Annotated in this window: 17 protein-coding genes; 12 read left to right on the top strand and 5 right to left on the bottom strand. The window is 31.4% G+C overall.

Annotated features, from left to right (window positions below):
- Window positions 1-2 precede the first annotated feature (2 nt).
- From AC5M21_RS05770 to AC5M21_RS05795, 6 genes are all read left to right on the top strand, one after another.
- Window positions 3-479, top strand: a complete 477-nt coding sequence (locus tag AC5M21_RS05770; RefSeq protein WP_008787204.1) for a PTS sugar transporter subunit IIB — start codon at window positions 3-5, stop codon at window positions 477-479.
- Window positions 480-529: 50 nt separating this feature from the next.
- A complete protein-coding gene (locus AC5M21_RS05775; protein ID WP_008787205.1) occupies window positions 530-1,690 on the top strand; it encodes a glycoside hydrolase family 88 protein in 1,161 nt (386 codons plus the stop codon).
- Window positions 1,691-1,698: 8 nt separating this feature from the next.
- Window positions 1,699-3,468 carry a glycoside hydrolase family 35 protein gene (locus tag AC5M21_RS05780; protein WP_008787206.1) on the top strand — a complete coding sequence of 590 codons (1,770 nt, stop codon included), beginning with the start codon at window positions 1,699-1,701 and terminating at the stop codon, window positions 3,466-3,468.
- Between the two features lie 31 nt (window positions 3,469-3,499).
- Window positions 3,500-4,279, top strand: coding sequence for a hypothetical protein (locus AC5M21_RS05785; protein WP_008787207.1), 780 nt, complete (start codon window positions 3,500-3,502; stop codon window positions 4,277-4,279).
- Window positions 4,280-4,359: 80 nt separating this feature from the next.
- A complete protein-coding gene (locus tag AC5M21_RS05790) occupies window positions 4,360-5,364 on the top strand; it encodes a LacI family DNA-binding transcriptional regulator (protein ID WP_008787208.1) in 1,005 nt (334 codons plus the stop codon).
- 185 nt (window positions 5,365-5,549) lie between these two features.
- Complete coding sequence (locus AC5M21_RS05795; RefSeq protein ID WP_008787209.1) at window positions 5,550-5,987, top strand: DUF3284 domain-containing protein; 438 nt, start codon at window positions 5,550-5,552, stop codon at window positions 5,985-5,987.
- 40 nt (window positions 5,988-6,027) lie between these two features.
- Here AC5M21_RS05795 and AC5M21_RS05800 read toward each other — a convergent pair whose 3' ends face one another.
- Window positions 6,028-6,462 carry a MarR family winged helix-turn-helix transcriptional regulator gene (locus AC5M21_RS05800; protein ID WP_008787210.1) on the bottom strand — a complete coding sequence of 145 codons (435 nt, stop codon included), beginning with the start codon at window positions 6,460-6,462 and terminating at the stop codon, window positions 6,028-6,030.
- A gap of 147 nt (window positions 6,463-6,609) precedes the next feature.
- Between AC5M21_RS05800 and AC5M21_RS05805 the strand changes: the two genes are divergently transcribed.
- Window positions 6,610-7,662 carry an FUSC family protein gene (locus AC5M21_RS05805; RefSeq protein ID WP_008787211.1) on the top strand — a complete coding sequence of 351 codons (1,053 nt, stop codon included), beginning with the start codon at window positions 6,610-6,612 and terminating at the stop codon, window positions 7,660-7,662.
- A 28-nt stretch (window positions 7,663-7,690) separates the two neighbouring features.
- Here AC5M21_RS05805 and AC5M21_RS05810 read toward each other — a convergent pair whose 3' ends face one another.
- The 4 genes from AC5M21_RS05810 to AC5M21_RS05825 form a co-directional block, all read right to left on the bottom strand.
- Complete coding sequence (locus AC5M21_RS05810) at window positions 7,691-8,425, bottom strand: ABC transporter permease (RefSeq protein ID WP_008787212.1); 735 nt, start codon at window positions 8,423-8,425, stop codon at window positions 7,691-7,693.
- Window positions 8,422-9,153: an ABC transporter ATP-binding protein gene (locus tag AC5M21_RS05815; protein ID WP_008787213.1), complete on the bottom strand. Its 732-nt coding sequence runs from the start codon at window positions 9,151-9,153 to the stop codon at window positions 8,422-8,424. Before AC5M21_RS05815 ends, AC5M21_RS05810 begins: the two co-directional genes overlap by 4 nt.
- Window positions 9,122-9,580 carry a helix-turn-helix domain-containing protein gene (locus tag AC5M21_RS05820; RefSeq protein ID WP_017143948.1) on the bottom strand — a complete coding sequence of 153 codons (459 nt, stop codon included), beginning with the start codon at window positions 9,578-9,580 and terminating at the stop codon, window positions 9,122-9,124. The genes AC5M21_RS05815 and AC5M21_RS05820 overlap by 32 nt, the downstream gene beginning before the upstream one ends.
- A 115-nt stretch (window positions 9,581-9,695) precedes the next feature.
- Window positions 9,696-11,453 (bottom strand): aminopeptidase P family protein, encoded by a 1,758-nt coding sequence (locus tag AC5M21_RS05825; RefSeq protein WP_017143947.1) that lies wholly within the window; start codon window positions 11,451-11,453, stop codon window positions 9,696-9,698.
- A 175-nt stretch (window positions 11,454-11,628) separates the two neighbouring features.
- On the opposite strand from AC5M21_RS05825, the gene AC5M21_RS05830 reads away from it, so the two are divergent.
- The 5 genes from AC5M21_RS05830 to ulaA all read left to right on the top strand — a co-directional run bounded on the left by AC5M21_RS05830 (window position 11,629) and on the right by ulaA (window position 17,302).
- Window positions 11,629-12,537: a helix-turn-helix domain-containing protein gene (locus tag AC5M21_RS05830; RefSeq protein WP_008787216.1), complete on the top strand. Its 909-nt coding sequence runs from the start codon at window positions 11,629-11,631 to the stop codon at window positions 12,535-12,537.
- A 296-nt stretch (window positions 12,538-12,833) separates the two neighbouring features.
- Window positions 12,834-13,484: a fructose-6-phosphate aldolase gene (gene fsa, locus AC5M21_RS05835; RefSeq protein WP_054325670.1), complete on the top strand. Its 651-nt coding sequence runs from the start codon at window positions 12,834-12,836 to the stop codon at window positions 13,482-13,484.
- A 144-nt stretch (window positions 13,485-13,628) separates the two neighbouring features.
- Window positions 13,629-15,722: a BglG family transcription antiterminator gene (locus AC5M21_RS05840; RefSeq protein ID WP_008787219.1), complete on the top strand. Its 2,094-nt coding sequence runs from the start codon at window positions 13,629-13,631 to the stop codon at window positions 15,720-15,722.
- A gap of 3 nt (window positions 15,723-15,725) precedes the next feature.
- Window positions 15,726-16,013, top strand: coding sequence for a PTS sugar transporter subunit IIB (locus AC5M21_RS05845; RefSeq protein WP_008787220.1), 288 nt, complete (start codon window positions 15,726-15,728; stop codon window positions 16,011-16,013).
- A 17-nt stretch (window positions 16,014-16,030) separates the two neighbouring features.
- Window positions 16,031-17,302, top strand: coding sequence for a PTS ascorbate transporter subunit IIC (ulaA, locus tag AC5M21_RS05850; RefSeq protein ID WP_008787221.1), 1,272 nt, complete (start codon window positions 16,031-16,033; stop codon window positions 17,300-17,302).
- The last annotated feature ends 92 nt before the right edge of the window (window positions 17,303-17,394 follow it).

The raw sequence follows: 17,394 nt of genomic DNA on the forward strand, positions 1-17,394 counted from the left end.
AAATGGAAGGATTTGTACACATTAGAGTAGATGATCGCTTAATTCATGGTCAAGTGGCAACACGTTGGGCAACAGGATTAAAAGTCAATCGTATTATGATTATTGATGACGCTGTTGCTGTGAATGAAACAGAAAAATCAATATTAAGAATGGCTGCACCTGCTGGAGTAAATACTTCAATTTTACAATTTGAAAAAGCACTTGCAAACATTAAAAATGGGAATTACGCTGGACAAAGAGTGATGTTAGTTGTAAAATCACCAGTTATTTTAGTGAAAATGATGGAAGCAGGGATTAATTTATTACCAGTGAATATTGGAAATATGTCAAATCGCCCTGGAACAACTCAATATAAAAAGTCAATTAGTATGACAGAAGATGAAAAAGCAGCTGTTGAAAAATTACTTCAATCAGGAATTAAAGTGACTGCTCAAATGGTTCCAGATGAACCAGATGTCAGTATTGAAAATTTCTTTTAAACAATGAAAGGCAAACATGTAAATGATTGCCTTTTTCAAAAGGAGATCAAATGAACGAGAAAATAATACAGGAATATAAACAATATAGTCAGCATGTAGATAGCAAATTTTTACAAAAAGAAATGAATTGGATTTGTGAGAAACTATTAAAGAATATTGAACGTTTTCAACATCAATTTCCATCAGCATGTACAACCAATCATCAGTATCGTCTCAAGGCAAATGATGATTGGACCAATGGTTTTTGGACAGGTATGTTATGGATGGCATACCAATATACAAAAAATGAGAAATTTTATGCCATTATTCAAGAAAATATCAAAAGTTTTGAACAAAGATTAAATAATCATTTTGTCTTAGATCATCATGATATTGGTTTTCTCTATAGTCCATCACTTGTTATGATTTATCGTGATACTCATGATCAGAGTCTTGAGAAACCGATTATTATAGCTGCTAATAAACTATTGGATAGATTTCAGGAAAAAGGACAATTTATTCAAGCATGGGGACAATTGGGTGATCCCAAAGAATATCGTTTGATTATAGATTCATTAATGAATTTACCATTACTTTATGAAGCTAGCAAAATTACAGGAAATATGAAATATGCTCAAAAAGCTGATGCTCATTATCAGCAGGTTATCAACAATATTATTCGTCAAGATGCATCAACATATCATACATTCTATTTTGATGCTGAAACAGGAAAGCCTGATCATGGAGCAACACATCAGGGATTTAGCGATCAATCATGTTGGGCAAGAGGACAGGCTTGGGCTATTTTGGGAATCCCATTACATGAAAGAATCATACAGGGAAGCCATGATCAAAAGAAGTGGGAATTTGTTTTTGAATATTTTATTGATAAAATTCCTCAAGACTTAGTTCCTTATTGGGATTTATGTTTTGATGATACCAGTCATGAACCAAAAGACAGTTCAGCACTTGCCATTGCAGCATGTGGTTTATTAGAAGTAGAAAAAATAGGATATCGTAGTGATGCGAAAATGATTGCTGAAGGGATGTTGTATGCTTTGTCAACAAATTATACTTCACAAAGTGATGAAGATTATGAAGGTTTATTGAAACATGGAGTCTATGCTTATGCAGAAAATAAAGGTGTTGATGAAGAAAACCTATGGGGTGATTACTTCTATATGGAAGCCATCTATCGTTTATTAAATCCAGAGTGGGAAACATGCTGGTAGGAGAGAATATGAAAACATTTGAAATTAAGGATGAATTTATTGTTGATGGGAAACCCATAAAAATATTGTCTGGTGCGATTCATTATTTTAGAATTGTTCCCAAACATTGGGAAGATAGTTTATATAATTTAAAAGCTCTAGGCTTTAATACTGTAGAAACATATATACCTTGGAACTTACATGAACCTAAAGAGGGAGAATTTGATTTTCAGGGTATTAAAGATGTTGTCTCATTTATTAAAAAAGCACAAGAAATGGAATTGATGGTGATTGTGAGACCATCTCCATATATTTGTGCTGAGTGGGAGTTTGGGGGATTACCTGCTTGGTTATTAACGTATGATAATCTTCATTTAAGAAGTGATTGTCCTCGATATTTAGAAAAAGTTAAAAACTATTATGAAGTTCTTTTACCAATGTTAACATCTTTACAATCAACACAGGGTGGACCTATTATTATGATGCAGGTAGAAAATGAATTTGGATCTTTTTCTAATAATAAAACTTATTTAAAAAAGTTAAAGAAAATCATGTTAGATTTAGGTGTAGAAGTTCCATTGTTTACATCGGATGGCTCATGGCAACAAGCATTAGAATCAGGAAGTCTTATTGATGATGATGTACTTGTCACTGCAAACTTTGGTTCACATTCTCATGAAAATCTAGATGTCCTTGAACAATTTATGGCAAATCATCAAAAGAAATGGCCACTCATGTCAATGGAATTTTGGGATGGTTGGTTCAATCGCTGGGGTGAAGAAATTATCACAAGAGATGCACAAGACTTGGCAAATTGTGTTAAGGAATTACTAACACGTGGGAGTATCAATCTTTATATGTTTCATGGTGGTACAAACTTTGGTTTTATGAATGGATGTTCAGCTCGTGGACAAAAAGATTTACCACAAGTAACATCTTATGACTATGATGCTTTATTAACTGAAGCAGGAGACATAACTGAAAAATATCAATGTGTTAAAAAAGTAATGAAAGAATTGTTTCCCGATATTCAGCAAATGGAACCACGTATGCGAGAGAAAAAATCTTATGGAACTATTCCACTCAATAGAAAAGTATCATTATTTGAAACATTAGAAGATATATCAGAATGTCAAAGAAGTGTTTTTCCTCAAACTTTAGAACAATTAGGGGAAGGATATGGATATGTGTTGTATAAGACACAAGTCAAAGGATTTCATCAAGAAGAAAAAGTTAAAGTCATAGAAGCAAGTGATCGTATTCAAGTTTATAAGGATGGAGAACATATTATCACACAAAATCAAGAAGAAATTGGTAAAGAATTCCCAGTCTATTTTGCTGAATCAAATGAACTTTCTATTTTAGTAGAGAATATGGGTAGAGTGAACTATGGTTATAAATTGTTATCACCAACTCAAAAGAAAGGAATTCGTTCTGGAGTGATGGTTGATATCCATTTTGAAACAGATTGGCAACAATATCCTTTACCATTAAATAATATTGAAAATATTAACTTTGATAAAGGTTGGCAAGAAAATACACCTTCATTCTATGAATTTGTTTTCAATGTTGATGAATGTCAAGATACATTTATTGATTGTCATCAATTAGGTAAAGGATGTATCTTTATCAATGGATTCCATTTAGGAAGATATTGGTCAAGAGGACCTATTGAATATCTATACTTGCCAGGACCATTATTAAAAAAAGGAATGAATCAAATTATTGTATTTGAAACAGAGGGTGTTGCAATGAATAATATAACTTTTGTTGATTACCCAGTTTATAAGAAAGACTAATGTCTTTCTTTTTCTATAAAGGAGAGATTGAATGAAGATAGAAATTAAAAATCAAGATCAAGTGAAAGCGTTATTAAATGGAGAAAATGAATTGATATTATTTTATAATAATGAATATGTAGAAGGAGATCATATATGTATTTATCCTGATCAAGTCCCAGTTTATTTAAATGTACAGGTAGATGATGCAATAATATCATCTATGATTTATATCAAAGAAGGAATATTCCAATATTTTATTCCTTGTGGAAATGAAAGAAAATCTTATAGTTACAAAGCTTTTTATAACAAGAAACATCTTATCAGAGTATCAAAGGCAAGTTATCAGCAAATCAATGCCTATCAGAACTTAGCACTAAATACCAGTGATCAAGTTTACTTACTAAATGTTTATCCACATGCGACTTCTTCAGAAGATTGTTCATTATCACCAGTATTTCAGCCTAAAAATGTTATTGATGGACTAACCTTTAATACAGAACATGGACGTTGGCCTTTTACATCATGGAGTTATCAGCAGAATCCTCAAGCAACATTGACAATTCATTTTGGAAGAAAGGTGAATGTTCAGGATATTCATATTTATTTAAGAGCGGATTTCCCTCATGATAGTTATTTCCAAAATATCAGTTTAGAATATTCAAATCATCATTGTTCTCATTTTTCATTACAAAAAGTATCCCATGTGCAAACATTTTCTGTTGATGAAGAAGATGTCGAATGGATAAGATTTTATCAATTTAAAAAGGCTGATGAGAAGGCCGTATTTGCTGCTATAACACAAATAGAAGTTTATGGCTATAATCAATGAAAACCCTTTAGTAAACACGTTTACTAAATAGATTGGTTGTGTTAAAATAATAACATGAACTTCAAAGAGAGGTAATTGAGATGAAAAAAAGCAAAATCACAATTAAAGATATTGCTGAAATGGCTGGAACGTCAAAAACAACTGTTTCTTTCTATTTGAATGGAAAAACAGAAAAAATGTCTGAAGAAACAAAACAAAGAATTGAACAGGTAATAAGAGAAACAAATTATTGTCCAAGTATTGTCGCCAGAAGTTTAAATTCTAAGAATAGTAAATTAATAGGAATATTAATTGGTGATATTACAAATTCGTTTTCTAATCAGATTGTCAAAGGTATAGAGTCTGAAGCAAGTCGTAATGGATATCAGATTATTGTAGGGAATAGTGATTATAATCATCAAAGAGAAGAAAACTATGTAGAAAGAATGTTATCAATGGGAGTGGATGGCTTTATTATTCAACCAACTGCTCAATTTAGAAAGATATCAAAGAGATTAGAGAGTTTAGGGAAACCTATGGTTTTCTTTGATAGTAAATTGTATGATATGAAAACAAAGTGGGTCAAAACAAATAACTATGAAGCAACTTATGATGCAACAGTCAGATGTATTGAGAAAGGTTATGAAAAATACTATATGATTACTGCTGATCCTCAATTAATTAGTACAAGATTAGAAAGAACAAGTGGTTTTGTAGATGCTTTAGCAGACCATGAAAAAGATTATGAGACATTGATTATTGAAAATGATCAGGTGAAACCAGAAGTCATTGCTGACTTTATTGATGAGCGGCTAGATTTAAACAAAAAAACATTAGTGTTTGTGCCTAATTGCTGGGCTTTACCAACAGTATTTATTGCTTTAAAATATCATCGTAAACATATGCCACAACTTGGACTCATGGGTTTTGATAATATGGAATGGGTGAATTTCTCATCACCTAGTATTACAACTATTGTTCAGCCAGCTTTTGAAGAAGGGCTTGAAGCTGCTAGGATTGTAATTGATCAGATTGAAGGAAAAAATGAAGTGATTGGGCAACAAGTGTTGGATTGTTATGTAAATTGGAATGAATCGACATTTTAGATAAAATTCGAATATTGCAAATTTAAAAGGAAGTCATCGAGGTTTCTTTTATTCAATCAGTTAACTATTTTGCTAGGGTACTTAACATTGATTATTTATAAAAATAGCGTATTATTATAAATAAGGAAAATGAAATAATTTATGAGAAAGTTTGAATTTAATGAGGGAAAGATGAGGTATAAATTATGCAAATAGAAAGACAAATGTATGGAAAATGTAAAGAATTTTTTGATGTTCTAATAGAGGGGATTAAAGAAGATATATTATCTTCAACTGGTAAAACTATAGCAGAAGAAAAATTAAAAGAAGGATATTCTTATAAAAAGAAAATCATGAATAAAAAAGAAACAATTGCTAAGGCTAAAATTGTAAAATATGATGTTCCAAATGAATATTGCCTGAAAGTGACAAGTGATAATGGTGTAACAACTATTTCATATAAGATTCGTCAAGAAGATGATGAAAATTTCACAGTTGTTTATAAAGAAGAATATGTTGCAAAAGGTGCATCAAAAGGAAAATTAGTTCATTTTATGCATGAACGTTCTGTGAAGAAGAGAATAAATAGGACTCTTGACTATATTCAAAAATATATGAATGAAAAGAAAAATAAGGAAGAATAAACAAGATTGATTCAAGAATACATTAGTAATCTTGAATTTTTTAATCCCATTTTTTAAGTAATCTTAATAAGGTTGCAATCGATTGATTAAACTCTTCTTGTTCTTGAGGGGTAAGATGTTGTTGAATTTGTTCTTGTAAAGGTGTTGTATCTAGAGGGTTTTCTTTAAGAAATTGTTGACCATTTTTATTAATACATATAAGAATACTGCGACGATCATTAGGATCATCTTGTCTTTCAATGAGCTCATATTGATAAAGTTTATCTATCATTTGTGTGGCATGTTGTTTGCTTAAGCGTAATCTTTTAGCGATTTCACTCATCTTCATAAGACCATCTTTTTCTAAAATAAGTAAACAAAAATAAGTTTCATAACTCATATTTTTATGTTTTTGATTTTGTTTAATGCTTCTTTCTACTTTATAATGCCAATGTGGTAAGATGTGGATAATGTTTTTATGTAGTGTATTATTCATAGTGTCCTCCCATATGAATGCCTATTGACATTCTGAATAACTTGAATATAATAGTAAATAAAAGTTTACTATCTATAATAATTTACTATATTATTATCATAATAGATTAGACTTTGAAAATCAAGTATTATAGAAAGGATGATAAAAATGAGTTTCATTAATAAAGAAAGTCTTCTATGGAAGATTATTCATAATGCTTTTCGCTTTCTCATTAGTTTAGCTTTTATTATCGTATTTCAGACTTTATTTGGTGTTGAAAATACACTGCTTGGTGTTGCTATTAGTGTTGGTTTTACGATGCTGCCAATGTGTAATCTTGATATAAAGCCATGGACAATGTTTTGGATTATTGTCATATTGTATGGTGGAAGCACGTTTGTAGCTCAGTTAAGTGCTGTCAATCCGTGGTTAGCCTTTGGATGTAATTTTATCTTTTTATCTTTAATTATACTTTTGGCTAATGAACCACTTGAATATCAAACCAATATTACTTTTTTGCTTTGTTTTGTTTTTAGTCAATCAACTGTTGTTTCTTGGAGTCAATTTCCAATGCGAGCTACAGCTGGTATTGTTGGAGGAATATTTGTTGGTGGCTGTGTTGTTTTGAATTGGTATCGTCATGGTTATGGTGGTAAAATAAGGGTGAGACAGCAAATATTACGCTGTCAGGTCAATCGAAGTTATCTTTTAAGAATGTCATTCGGAGTCTCTCTAGCTATGTTAATTGGAAGCTTATTTGAGATAAGTAAGCCATTGTGGATAAGTATTGTAGTTATGTCATTAACGCAATTAGAATTTACTGAAACATTAACAAGAATAAAACATCGATTTGTAGGAACTTTAGTTGGAATTATAATCTTTTTTATTTTCTTTCAATATTTAATTCCTCAGCAATATGCTGGTTTTGTCGTTATGTTTTTAGGGTACATGGGATTCTTTTTACCAGAATATAAATTTAAACAGATTATAAATGCAGTCAGTGCTTTAAATGCATCATTGGTTATATTAGATACTTTAACAGCAATTGAAAATAGGCTGTTATGTTTAGTCGCAGGAATAATGATTGTTTTAGGTATTTATTTTATAACAAAGTTCATAAGAAGCTTGCATTTGAAATCATCAGAAATGATGAAGAAATGGGCAGATGATTTTTTCAATCAGTTAGAAACAAAAAAGTATGATATGAATATGTTTCATTAAGAAACAACTCATGATCATACTTTTTACTTTAATGATTCACTTTCTTCATAAAGATATATATTGATACTCCAATAATAACAATTGTATAACCTATTACCCATAAGAGTTCAGGGAAAACCTGTGTATAATCATGAGCAATAATAAATCTTCCAACATTGACAGCATGTACAAAAGGTAAAGCATTTGCTATTGTTTCAAACCATCCCCCAACAAGTGCAACATCAAACCATATTCCTGATAGCCAAGCACTTATATTTGTTAATAAAGCTCCACAAGCACCACCAACTTGTTTTTCATTAAATAGTGAGCCACATAAAATCCCCATTCCTATAAAAAGAAGAGCAGCAGGAAGTGATGCAAGTATTGCATAAATAATTGATATATCAGCCTTTAAACCTAAACATAGTGCACATAGAAAGCAAACAGTTGTTTGGATGATTGCCATAGGAATTAATGGCAAGATATAACCAAAAATAAAATCACTTGCTTTCATTGGTGAACTTTTTAATCTTAACATAAAAGAACTGTAGCGATCTTTAGAAATTAATAAACCAGAAAAAAGTGATACAAAGGAAAGACTAAAGATAGCAATACCAGGAGCTAACTTCTCAATAGCAAATGGACCAGCATCTCCAGGGATATTTGATTGAATAAGTGTTAATAATAACAATAATAAAATTGGGAAAGCGACTCCAAAAAACAAACTTAATAAATCCCGAGAAATTTCTTTCATATTACGTTTAGCAAAAATAAGAGTTTTCATAATAGTGCCTCCTGATGGCTCAATTGAATAAATGCATCCTCAAAATTATCAGTATTTGCCTGTTTCAATAATTCTTTTACGCTTCCTGATATAATGAATTGTCCTTGGTTCATAATTCCAATATGATCACTCAAGTTTTCAGCTTCTTCTAAATAATGAGTCGTTAAAATAATCGTCATCTTTTGTTTTAGTTTTTTGATAAAATCCCATAACTCTCTTCTTGCAATCACATCAAGACCTAATGTGGGTTCATCTAAAAAGAGAATTTTAGGTTCACTAATCAAAGCCATTGCAATAGATAAGCGTCTTTGCCATCCACCTGACAATGTTCCAGCTCTTTGATTAGCTATTTGTGATAATTGTAAATCTTTCATAATTTCTACAGTTTTTTGTTGTGCTTGATTTTGACAAAAACCATAGATTTCACAAATAAACTCAAGATTTTCTTTAACACTTAACATAGGTGCAATAGCTGTTTCTTGGGGTGAAACATTAATGATTTGTTTAATATTTTGGGCATCTTTGATTAAGTCAAATCCATAGATAGTTGCACATCCTTGCGTTGGCTGAGTCAAACATGATAACATTTTAATTGTTGTTGTTTTTCCTGCACCATTGACACCTAATAAGGAATAAAGTTCACCATCTTGAATTTCTAAATTCAAATTTTTAACAGCATCACAATTTTTATAACTTTTACAAAGATGATTTGTCTTGATTGCTATCATTTTGGATACCTCCCATAGCAAGAATATCTTCAGCCATCTTCATAAATGTACTACTTTTCACAAGAGCTAGACCACCTTGTTCTTCATCACCTAAAATAATTAAGTTCTCACCTGGTTGAAAATCAAAGATATCTCTTGCTTTTTTAGGAATAACAATTTGACCACGTTCCCCAACAGTGACATTTCCAAAGATATGTTTGCCAACAGGTGGAACAGCATATCCCTTTTTATCATGATCGTGGTGTACCAAATCATCAATAGTGACACCATAAAGATTGGCAAGTGCCATAGAATTCATTAAGTCTGGTATAGACTCCCCATTTTCCCACTTTGCAACAGCTTGTCTAGAAACACCTATTTTTTCTGCGACATATTCTAGTGTAAAATGATGTGCATTTCTTAGAAACATTAAATTCTTACTTATCATATTTTTCATACCTCCCTATAGTTTTAAGTATACTCTTCTTTTCATGTTTATCCACCAATCACCATTAACAAGTTATGTTATATTTGGTTGCATGAAAAAAGCAGATTTTTATCTGCTAAATTTCTTTTGTATACTCTTTTAACCATATTTTCTCTTCTTCACTTAAGAAAGGAGAGACTTTGTTGTAAACTTGTTGATGATAGTCATTTAACCATTTCTTTTCTTTATATGTTAATATCTCAACATCAATAGCATCTAAATCAATAGGAGCAACAGTCAAAACATCAAAATGCATGAATTGACCATATTCATTTTCTACTCCATCAACGCATAACAACTCATTTTCAATACGGATACCATATTGTCCTTCTAAATAAATACCAGGTTCATCAGTCACAATCATACCTGCTTCTAGTTTACATTCTTCGCCTTGTAAGCGAGGGCGAGGACGAATACCCTGAGGTCCTTCATGAACATTTAAGAAATGTCCAACCCCATGTCCAGTACCACATTGATAATCAATATCTTCTTCCCACATAGGTGTTCTTGCTAGAATATCTAAACTAATGCCAGTTGCTCCATAAAGGAAATGAGCATTCTGTAATGCTAACATGCCTTGCAAGACCATTGTAAAATGTTTCTTTTGAATTGGAGAAATATGACCTAATGCATAAGTTCTTGTAATATCAGTTGTCCCATCTAAATATTGCCCACCACTATCAATAAGTAAGAAACCATTACCTTCAACTTTTGAATGATCTTCTTGTGTAGCGTGGTAATGCATTAATGCTGCATTTTTATTAAATGCACAAATTGTTGTAAAACTCAAATCTACAAATAAATCCTGTTGTTGTCTCAATTCTGCCACTTTATCTGAAATACTGATTTCATCCATTGGAATTTTACCATAATTCTTTTTTAACCAATACATGAATTTCGTCATAGCAACACCATCTTTAATATGGGCATTTTTTGTATTCTCAATCTCTACATCATTTTTAATAGCTTTAAAAGCTTGTGAAGGATTCATACCATTAACAATATCACATGAAATCAAATTAAATAATTCGTAATTGATCTGCTGAGTATTTAATAATACAGAACCTTCTAATTTCATAACATCTTGATAGATTTGATAATAATCCTTAATAATAACCTGTTCTTGTAAGTAAGCATCAACCATAGATTGATCATATGCTTCTTTTTGTAAATAAAGATAAGATTGATCAAGTGTAATTAATGCAAAAGCAAGGGCGGTTGGAGAACAAGGAATGTCCCCACCACGAAGATTAAATATCCAAGCAATATCATCCAATGGAGTGACAATATGAGATGTGCAATTGTTTTCTTTCATGTACTCTTGAATAATTTCAATTTTCTCATGAGCAGATAAACCATTGTACTTCAAATCATAGATGTATGCTTTTTGACAAGACATAGCAGGACGCTGAGTCCAGAATTCATCTAAAAGATCTATACATTCGATATCATGTTCAACATCTTCTAACACTTCTTCTAAATCTAAAACAAATTGTGCATTCATTGTTTGACCATCAAATGCAATGATGTCATGAGGTTGCACATCCTGACTTAAAAACTCTAACAGAGTTGGGACACCTTTTTGTGACATCTTCATAAGTGTAATTCCCTCTTCAAGTTGTTTTGCAGCTTGAATGAAGTATCTTCCATCTGTCCATAAGTAAGCAGCATCTTGTTTCACTAACAAAATACCAGCACTCCCTGTAAAGCCACTTAAATAGGCACGTGATTGGAAATGGTCTCCAACTGTTTCTGATTGATGATCATCATCAGTAGGGACAATATAATAGCTTAAATTCTTTTCTTTTAATAATTTTTGAAATTCCTTTATCATTTTTATCACCAATTAATACTTTAACACATTTTTCATATTTTTAATAATAAAATATGTTAAAATAAGGTTGCTAGCTTAAAAAATAGCATTTGCAACCTAACGTTGACAAAAAGCAAGTTGATGTTGGTAGAGAATACAAACGATATTTTATAAGATATATGTGAGGTGAGGATATATGGATTTCGGAATGAAATTACAAAGTTTAAGAAAAGAAAAAGGATTGTCACAAGAAGCATTGGCAGAAAAACTTCATGTTTCTAGACAGGCAGTCAGTAAGTGGGAATCAGGTGCAGGGTATCCAGAAATGGATAAACTCATTTTAATTAGTGACTTGTTTGGTGTGACTATTGATTATTTAATTAAAGATAGTCATGAATCTGTTCCAGATGATCAAAGAGCGGAATCAAAATATTTTATGAATAGTCAAAAAATAAAAGAGTATATGAATTTCAAGAGACATTTTGGATTACGTATTGGGGGAGCAGTATCAGCGATTATTCTTTCTGTTATTTTTCCAATTCTTATGAGTGATAAGCAGTATGAAATGATAGGGACAATGATTATGCTGTTGATTGTTGCATTGGCAGTTGGGGTTTTAATCATAACGGGTATGTCATGTGAAGGGTATTCAGAGCTTGAGAAAAAAGAAATTAATATGAGTTTTAATGATTTGCAGGATATACAAAATCAGTACATGAATTTTAAATCAAAATTTGGGATGTCTATAGCATTTGGTGTTTTCTTTATTATATTTGCAGTTGCTATGACAGTGTTTGTTGAAGAATATGTAAAGAATGAATATCTATCTGGTATGATCTTATTTGTTTGTGTTGCGATATCTGTTTTTATATTTATCTATCAAGGTATTAAAGATGGAATGTATCGTTTTCTTGTTCAAAACAGGAAATATATAACAGAACAAAAGAAAGAGGAAAAGAGTCTATATGCTATGACAATGCCTTTAGCAGCAATGATTTATTTGGTCATGGGATTTACTCAAGGATGGTGGCATCCAGGGTGGATTATCTTCCCAGTTGTAGCAATCATTACTGCAGGAATAGAATCTTTTATGAATAAAGAATAGATGAAAAGATGTTCACAGTTGTGTTTCTTATTTGGTTTTCTTATTTGTAGCATTTTATCAGTTATTGATAGATTTATGAAAACGATACCCAATTTGATATATATTGTTGGTATGGTTATGGGAAGTGGCATTGTATTGATAGGAATATTATTGTTAAAAAGATCAGAATGATAGAAATCATTCTGTTTTTTTTTATTAAAATGAGTTCAATTTTTTCAAAAAAATCTTGAAAAAGACTGAACTTGTAGAATATGAAAAGAGATTAGATAATAAATATAGAAGATAGGAGGAGAGTTATGAAATTATTTATTGATACTGCAAACATAGAAGAAATTCAAAAAGCAAATGATTTAGGTGTCATTTGTGGGGTAACAACCAATCCATCATTGATTGCTAAAGAAGGAAGAGATTTTAAAGAAGTGATTAAAGAGATTACAGAGATTGTAGATGGACCTATTAGTGGTGAAGTCAAAGCAACAACAACCCAAGCTGAAGATATGGTTATTGAGGCAAGAGAGATTGCTAAGATTCATAAGAATATGGTTGTGAAGATACCAATGTGTGAAGAAGGTTTAAAAGCAGTTAAAATCTTATCACAAGAGGGTATTTCAACAAATGTGACTCTTGTCTTTAGTGCCACACAGGCTTTATTAGCAGCCATTGCTGGAGCAACTTATGTATCGCCATTCTTAGGAAGATTGGATGATATTTCAGCATCGGGAATTGATTTGGTGGCAGATATTATGCAGATTTTTAATCAATATGGATTTGAAACTGAGGTCATCTGTGCTAGCATACGTCATCCTATACACGTTATAGAATGTGCAAGATTAGGTGCTGATATTGCAACTGTACCATATCAAATCATTATGCAAATGATACAACATCCATTAACTGATATTGGTGTAGAAAAGTTTATAAAAGACTATCAAAAAGTTTTTGGTTAAAACAATAGGTGATATGTTATTATCCACATTCCAAGTTGTGATAGAATAGGAAACATAAGTCTATTTTTTCAAAAAAATTGTTGAAAAATGTTGAACTTGAATAAAAAGTCTCAAAAGTAAATAATTGAGGTAGGAAGGATAAATATGAACATACGACAAAAGCACATGCTCAATACACTTGTGAATGATGGTTCTATCCATATTGGAACAAGTGCTCAAAAATTTAATGTTGGTGAAAGAACAATTCGATATGATTTAGATGTTATTGCGGACTATATTTCAACAAAGTTACAACACCAGGGATTAATGATCAAAAATAACATTGCACATCTTATGATTAATCAAGATGAAATTCAAGATTTAAGATTAGAAGAGATGGATAATGATTATTATGAAATTAAGATTTCTTCAGAAGAAAGAATGATTATGATTCTTTATGACTTATGTTGGGCAACTGATAAGATGACAATTCAGCAATTTGCTGATAAATATTTTGTAAGTCGAGGGACAATCAATAGTGATTTTATTGAAATTAAAAAATGGTGTCATAAAAGACATATTCCACTTGTTTCTTTAAAAGGAAAAGGCATTTATATTGATGCTACTGAAAAACAAAGACGTGCTTATTTAAGTGAACTTATTCGTTCTTCTACAAAATTAGATCATTATAAAGATTTTATTTTTATAGAATGGTTTAAAGATATAGATGTTGAAACCATTAAAACAATTGTGACAAAAGCTGAAAAGAAATATGGTATTTGGTTAACTGATATCGCTTTTGAAGGATTAAGTATTCATATTGCTTTATCAATTAAACGTTATCAAAGTCATCATATTTCAGAAAGTCATGAAGCATCTCATTATACAGATATTGATCCACTCCCTTACCAAATGGCTAGTGAAATCGTCCATGAAATCAATAGACAGTTTGAATTAAAACTCCCAGAAACAGAAATTATCTATGTCGCTATCCATTTAGGCGGGAAATCAAGTTATTTAAATGAAGATGATGTTGGTAGTCATGCACTTGTAGAGTACTACGCAATTAATATGATTATTCATGTGGGAAATATCTTGAAGGTTGATTTAAAACAAGATAAACGATTGTTAGATGGACTTATTCAACATTTAAGAGCATGTCGTTATCGTTATAAGAATGATATGGTTATTGAGAATCCTTTAAAAGAGGATTTGATTGAAAGTTATCCCAATCTGTATCAGATTTTATCACTGTTTATTAATGATACACAAGATCAAGGTTATATTCGATTTAATGATGATGAAATGACTTATGTTCTTCTTCACTTTGCTGCTGCTATTAATCGAAGAAGTCAAAAATCTAAAGAAATTCCTAATATATTAGTGGTCTGTTCAACAGGATTAGGAACCTCAGAACTGGTCGTTTCATCATTAAATAGATACTTTAAATTAAAAATTCAAGCTTGTACTGCTTTACATCAGTTACAGTACTATTTAGGAAAGTATCCAATTGATCTCATTATTACAACAGTTCCATTAGAATCAATAGTTCCACATGTGAGAGTTCATCCAATACTTACAGATGAGGATAACAATAACATTAGAAAGAAGTTATCTGAATTGGGATTTGAAATTATTAATCAAGAAGATTCAATTACAAAAGAATTATCTATCTTAATGGATCACTATATGAAAGATAAAGACGATTCTAAATTAATTAATGAATTAACTGAACTGTATCAAAAAATAAAACCTAATGAAAATAGTTTAGAAAGAACAATGGGGGAATATAAAATGCTTAGTGAATTATTAACGGATCAAACAATTCAATTGAATATTGATGTTCCAGATTGGCAGGAAGCCATTCGTGCCTCGGGTAAGATATTGGCTGAACAAGAATATATAACAGATGATTATATTCAGGCATCAATACATAGTGTCAAGGAATATGGACCTTATATTGTCATTACCAAAGGTGTAGCCCTTGCACATGCAACGAATAATCAAGGAGTCTTACGTACTGGAATGTCATTGGTGAGATTAAAAACACCTGTAGAATTTGGCAACGCCAATAATGATCCTGTTAGATTTGTTTTTACACTGGCTACAATTGATTCAACTTCGCATTTGGTTGCATTATCAGACCTTGCAGAATTTTTGGAGAGAAAAGAGTTTATGAATATCTTGTCTCGTGCAACTGAAGCTGAACAATTGATCAAATATATCAAAGAAAATGAAACAAATGTGAAAGGAGAATAAAAAATGGCTAGAAAAACAGCATTAATTATGTGTCGTACAGGGATGGGGAGCTCTTTGATGTTAAAAATCAAAGTTGATAAATTAATTATGAAAAATAATTTTCCATTAGACGTTACACATGATGCATTTAGTGGTTTTGCAGGTCAACAGAAGACAGATATTATTATTACAATGGATGACTTAGTTGATGAATTTAAAGGTTCATCAGCCTATGTTATTGGAGTTAAAGATATCATGGATGTTGATTATATTGAGAGCGAACTCAAAAAGTATTTTGCTGAAAATAATTAGGAAGAGGAGGAAAGAATATGTTTATACTAGAGTTTGTTGTTTATGATTTATTAGGGGAAGCATCGTTACTTGTTGGATTGATGGCACTTATTGGATTATTGATTCAAAAGAAATCTGCTGCTCAAGTTATTTCGGGAACGATTAAAACAATTGTTGGATTCTTGATTTTTGGGATAGGTTCTTCTGCTGCACAAGGAGCTTTGAATGGATTTCAATCATTGTTTGCGAGTGGTTTTGGGTTAGAAGGGGTTACACCTATTTCTGAAGCGATTACTGCTCAGGCACAAACATTATTCCCAATGGTTATTGCATTAATTATGGTTTTAGGATTTGTATGTAACCTGATTATTGCAAGATTCACAAGATTTAAATATATCTTTTTAACTGGAGGACATAGTTTATTCTTAGCTGCCTTATTAGCAATCTTATTAAAAGCTTTAGGTTTATCTGATGTTATGGCAATTGGAATTGGTGCTATTATTCTGGGATTGGCTTCATGTATCTATCCTGCTATTGCTCAAAAATATATGAATAAAGTTACAGGTAGTGAAGATATTGCGATTGGTCATTATTGTTCAATTGCTTATGCTCTGTCAGGTTGGATTGGTGGTAAAGTTGGTAATCCCAAAAAGAGCACAGAGTCTATTGAGTTACCTGGCTGGTTATCAATCTTTAAAGATTACATAGTTTCTGTTTCATTATCAGTTGGTATTTTCTATTATGTTGCTGCTATTGCTGCTGGACAAGGTGCTGTTGAAGTTCTTTCAGGTAGTCAACATTGGTTGATTTATCCATTAATGCAAACATTAACATTTACTGGTGGACTTTATGTCATTATTACTGGTGTTCGTTTATTCTTAGGCGAAATTGTTCCTGCATTCGTAGGTGTCTCTGAGAAATTTATTCCTGGAGCAAAACTTGCATTAGACTGTCCTGTTGTGTTTCCTTATGCACCAACGGCTACAGTTATGGGATTTATCTCAGCTTATATTGCTGGATTGTTATGTATGTTAATCATGATTGCAATGGGAACAACAGTGATCATTCCAGTAGCTATTCCTTACTTCTTTATTGGTGCCACTGCTGGAGTTTTTGGTAATGCAACAGGTGGTTGGAAAGGATGTATTATTGGGGCATTTATTGCTGGGGTTTTAATTGCTGTAGGACCTGCAATTATTTATCCTATTATGAAGAGTGTTGGGCTATCTGGAAGTAGTTTCCCTGAAACTGATTTTAACTTAATTGGTATTATCTTTAATTTCATTGGTAAACTTATAGGTGCTTGGTAATAGGAATGCCCTTGAATAAAGGGCATTTCTTTCTAAAGAAAGACAACTATATTAAAGTCAAGTAGTAAATTGTGAAAAAGTATGAAATATAA

Source organism: Coprobacillus sp. (assembly GCF_984815275.1).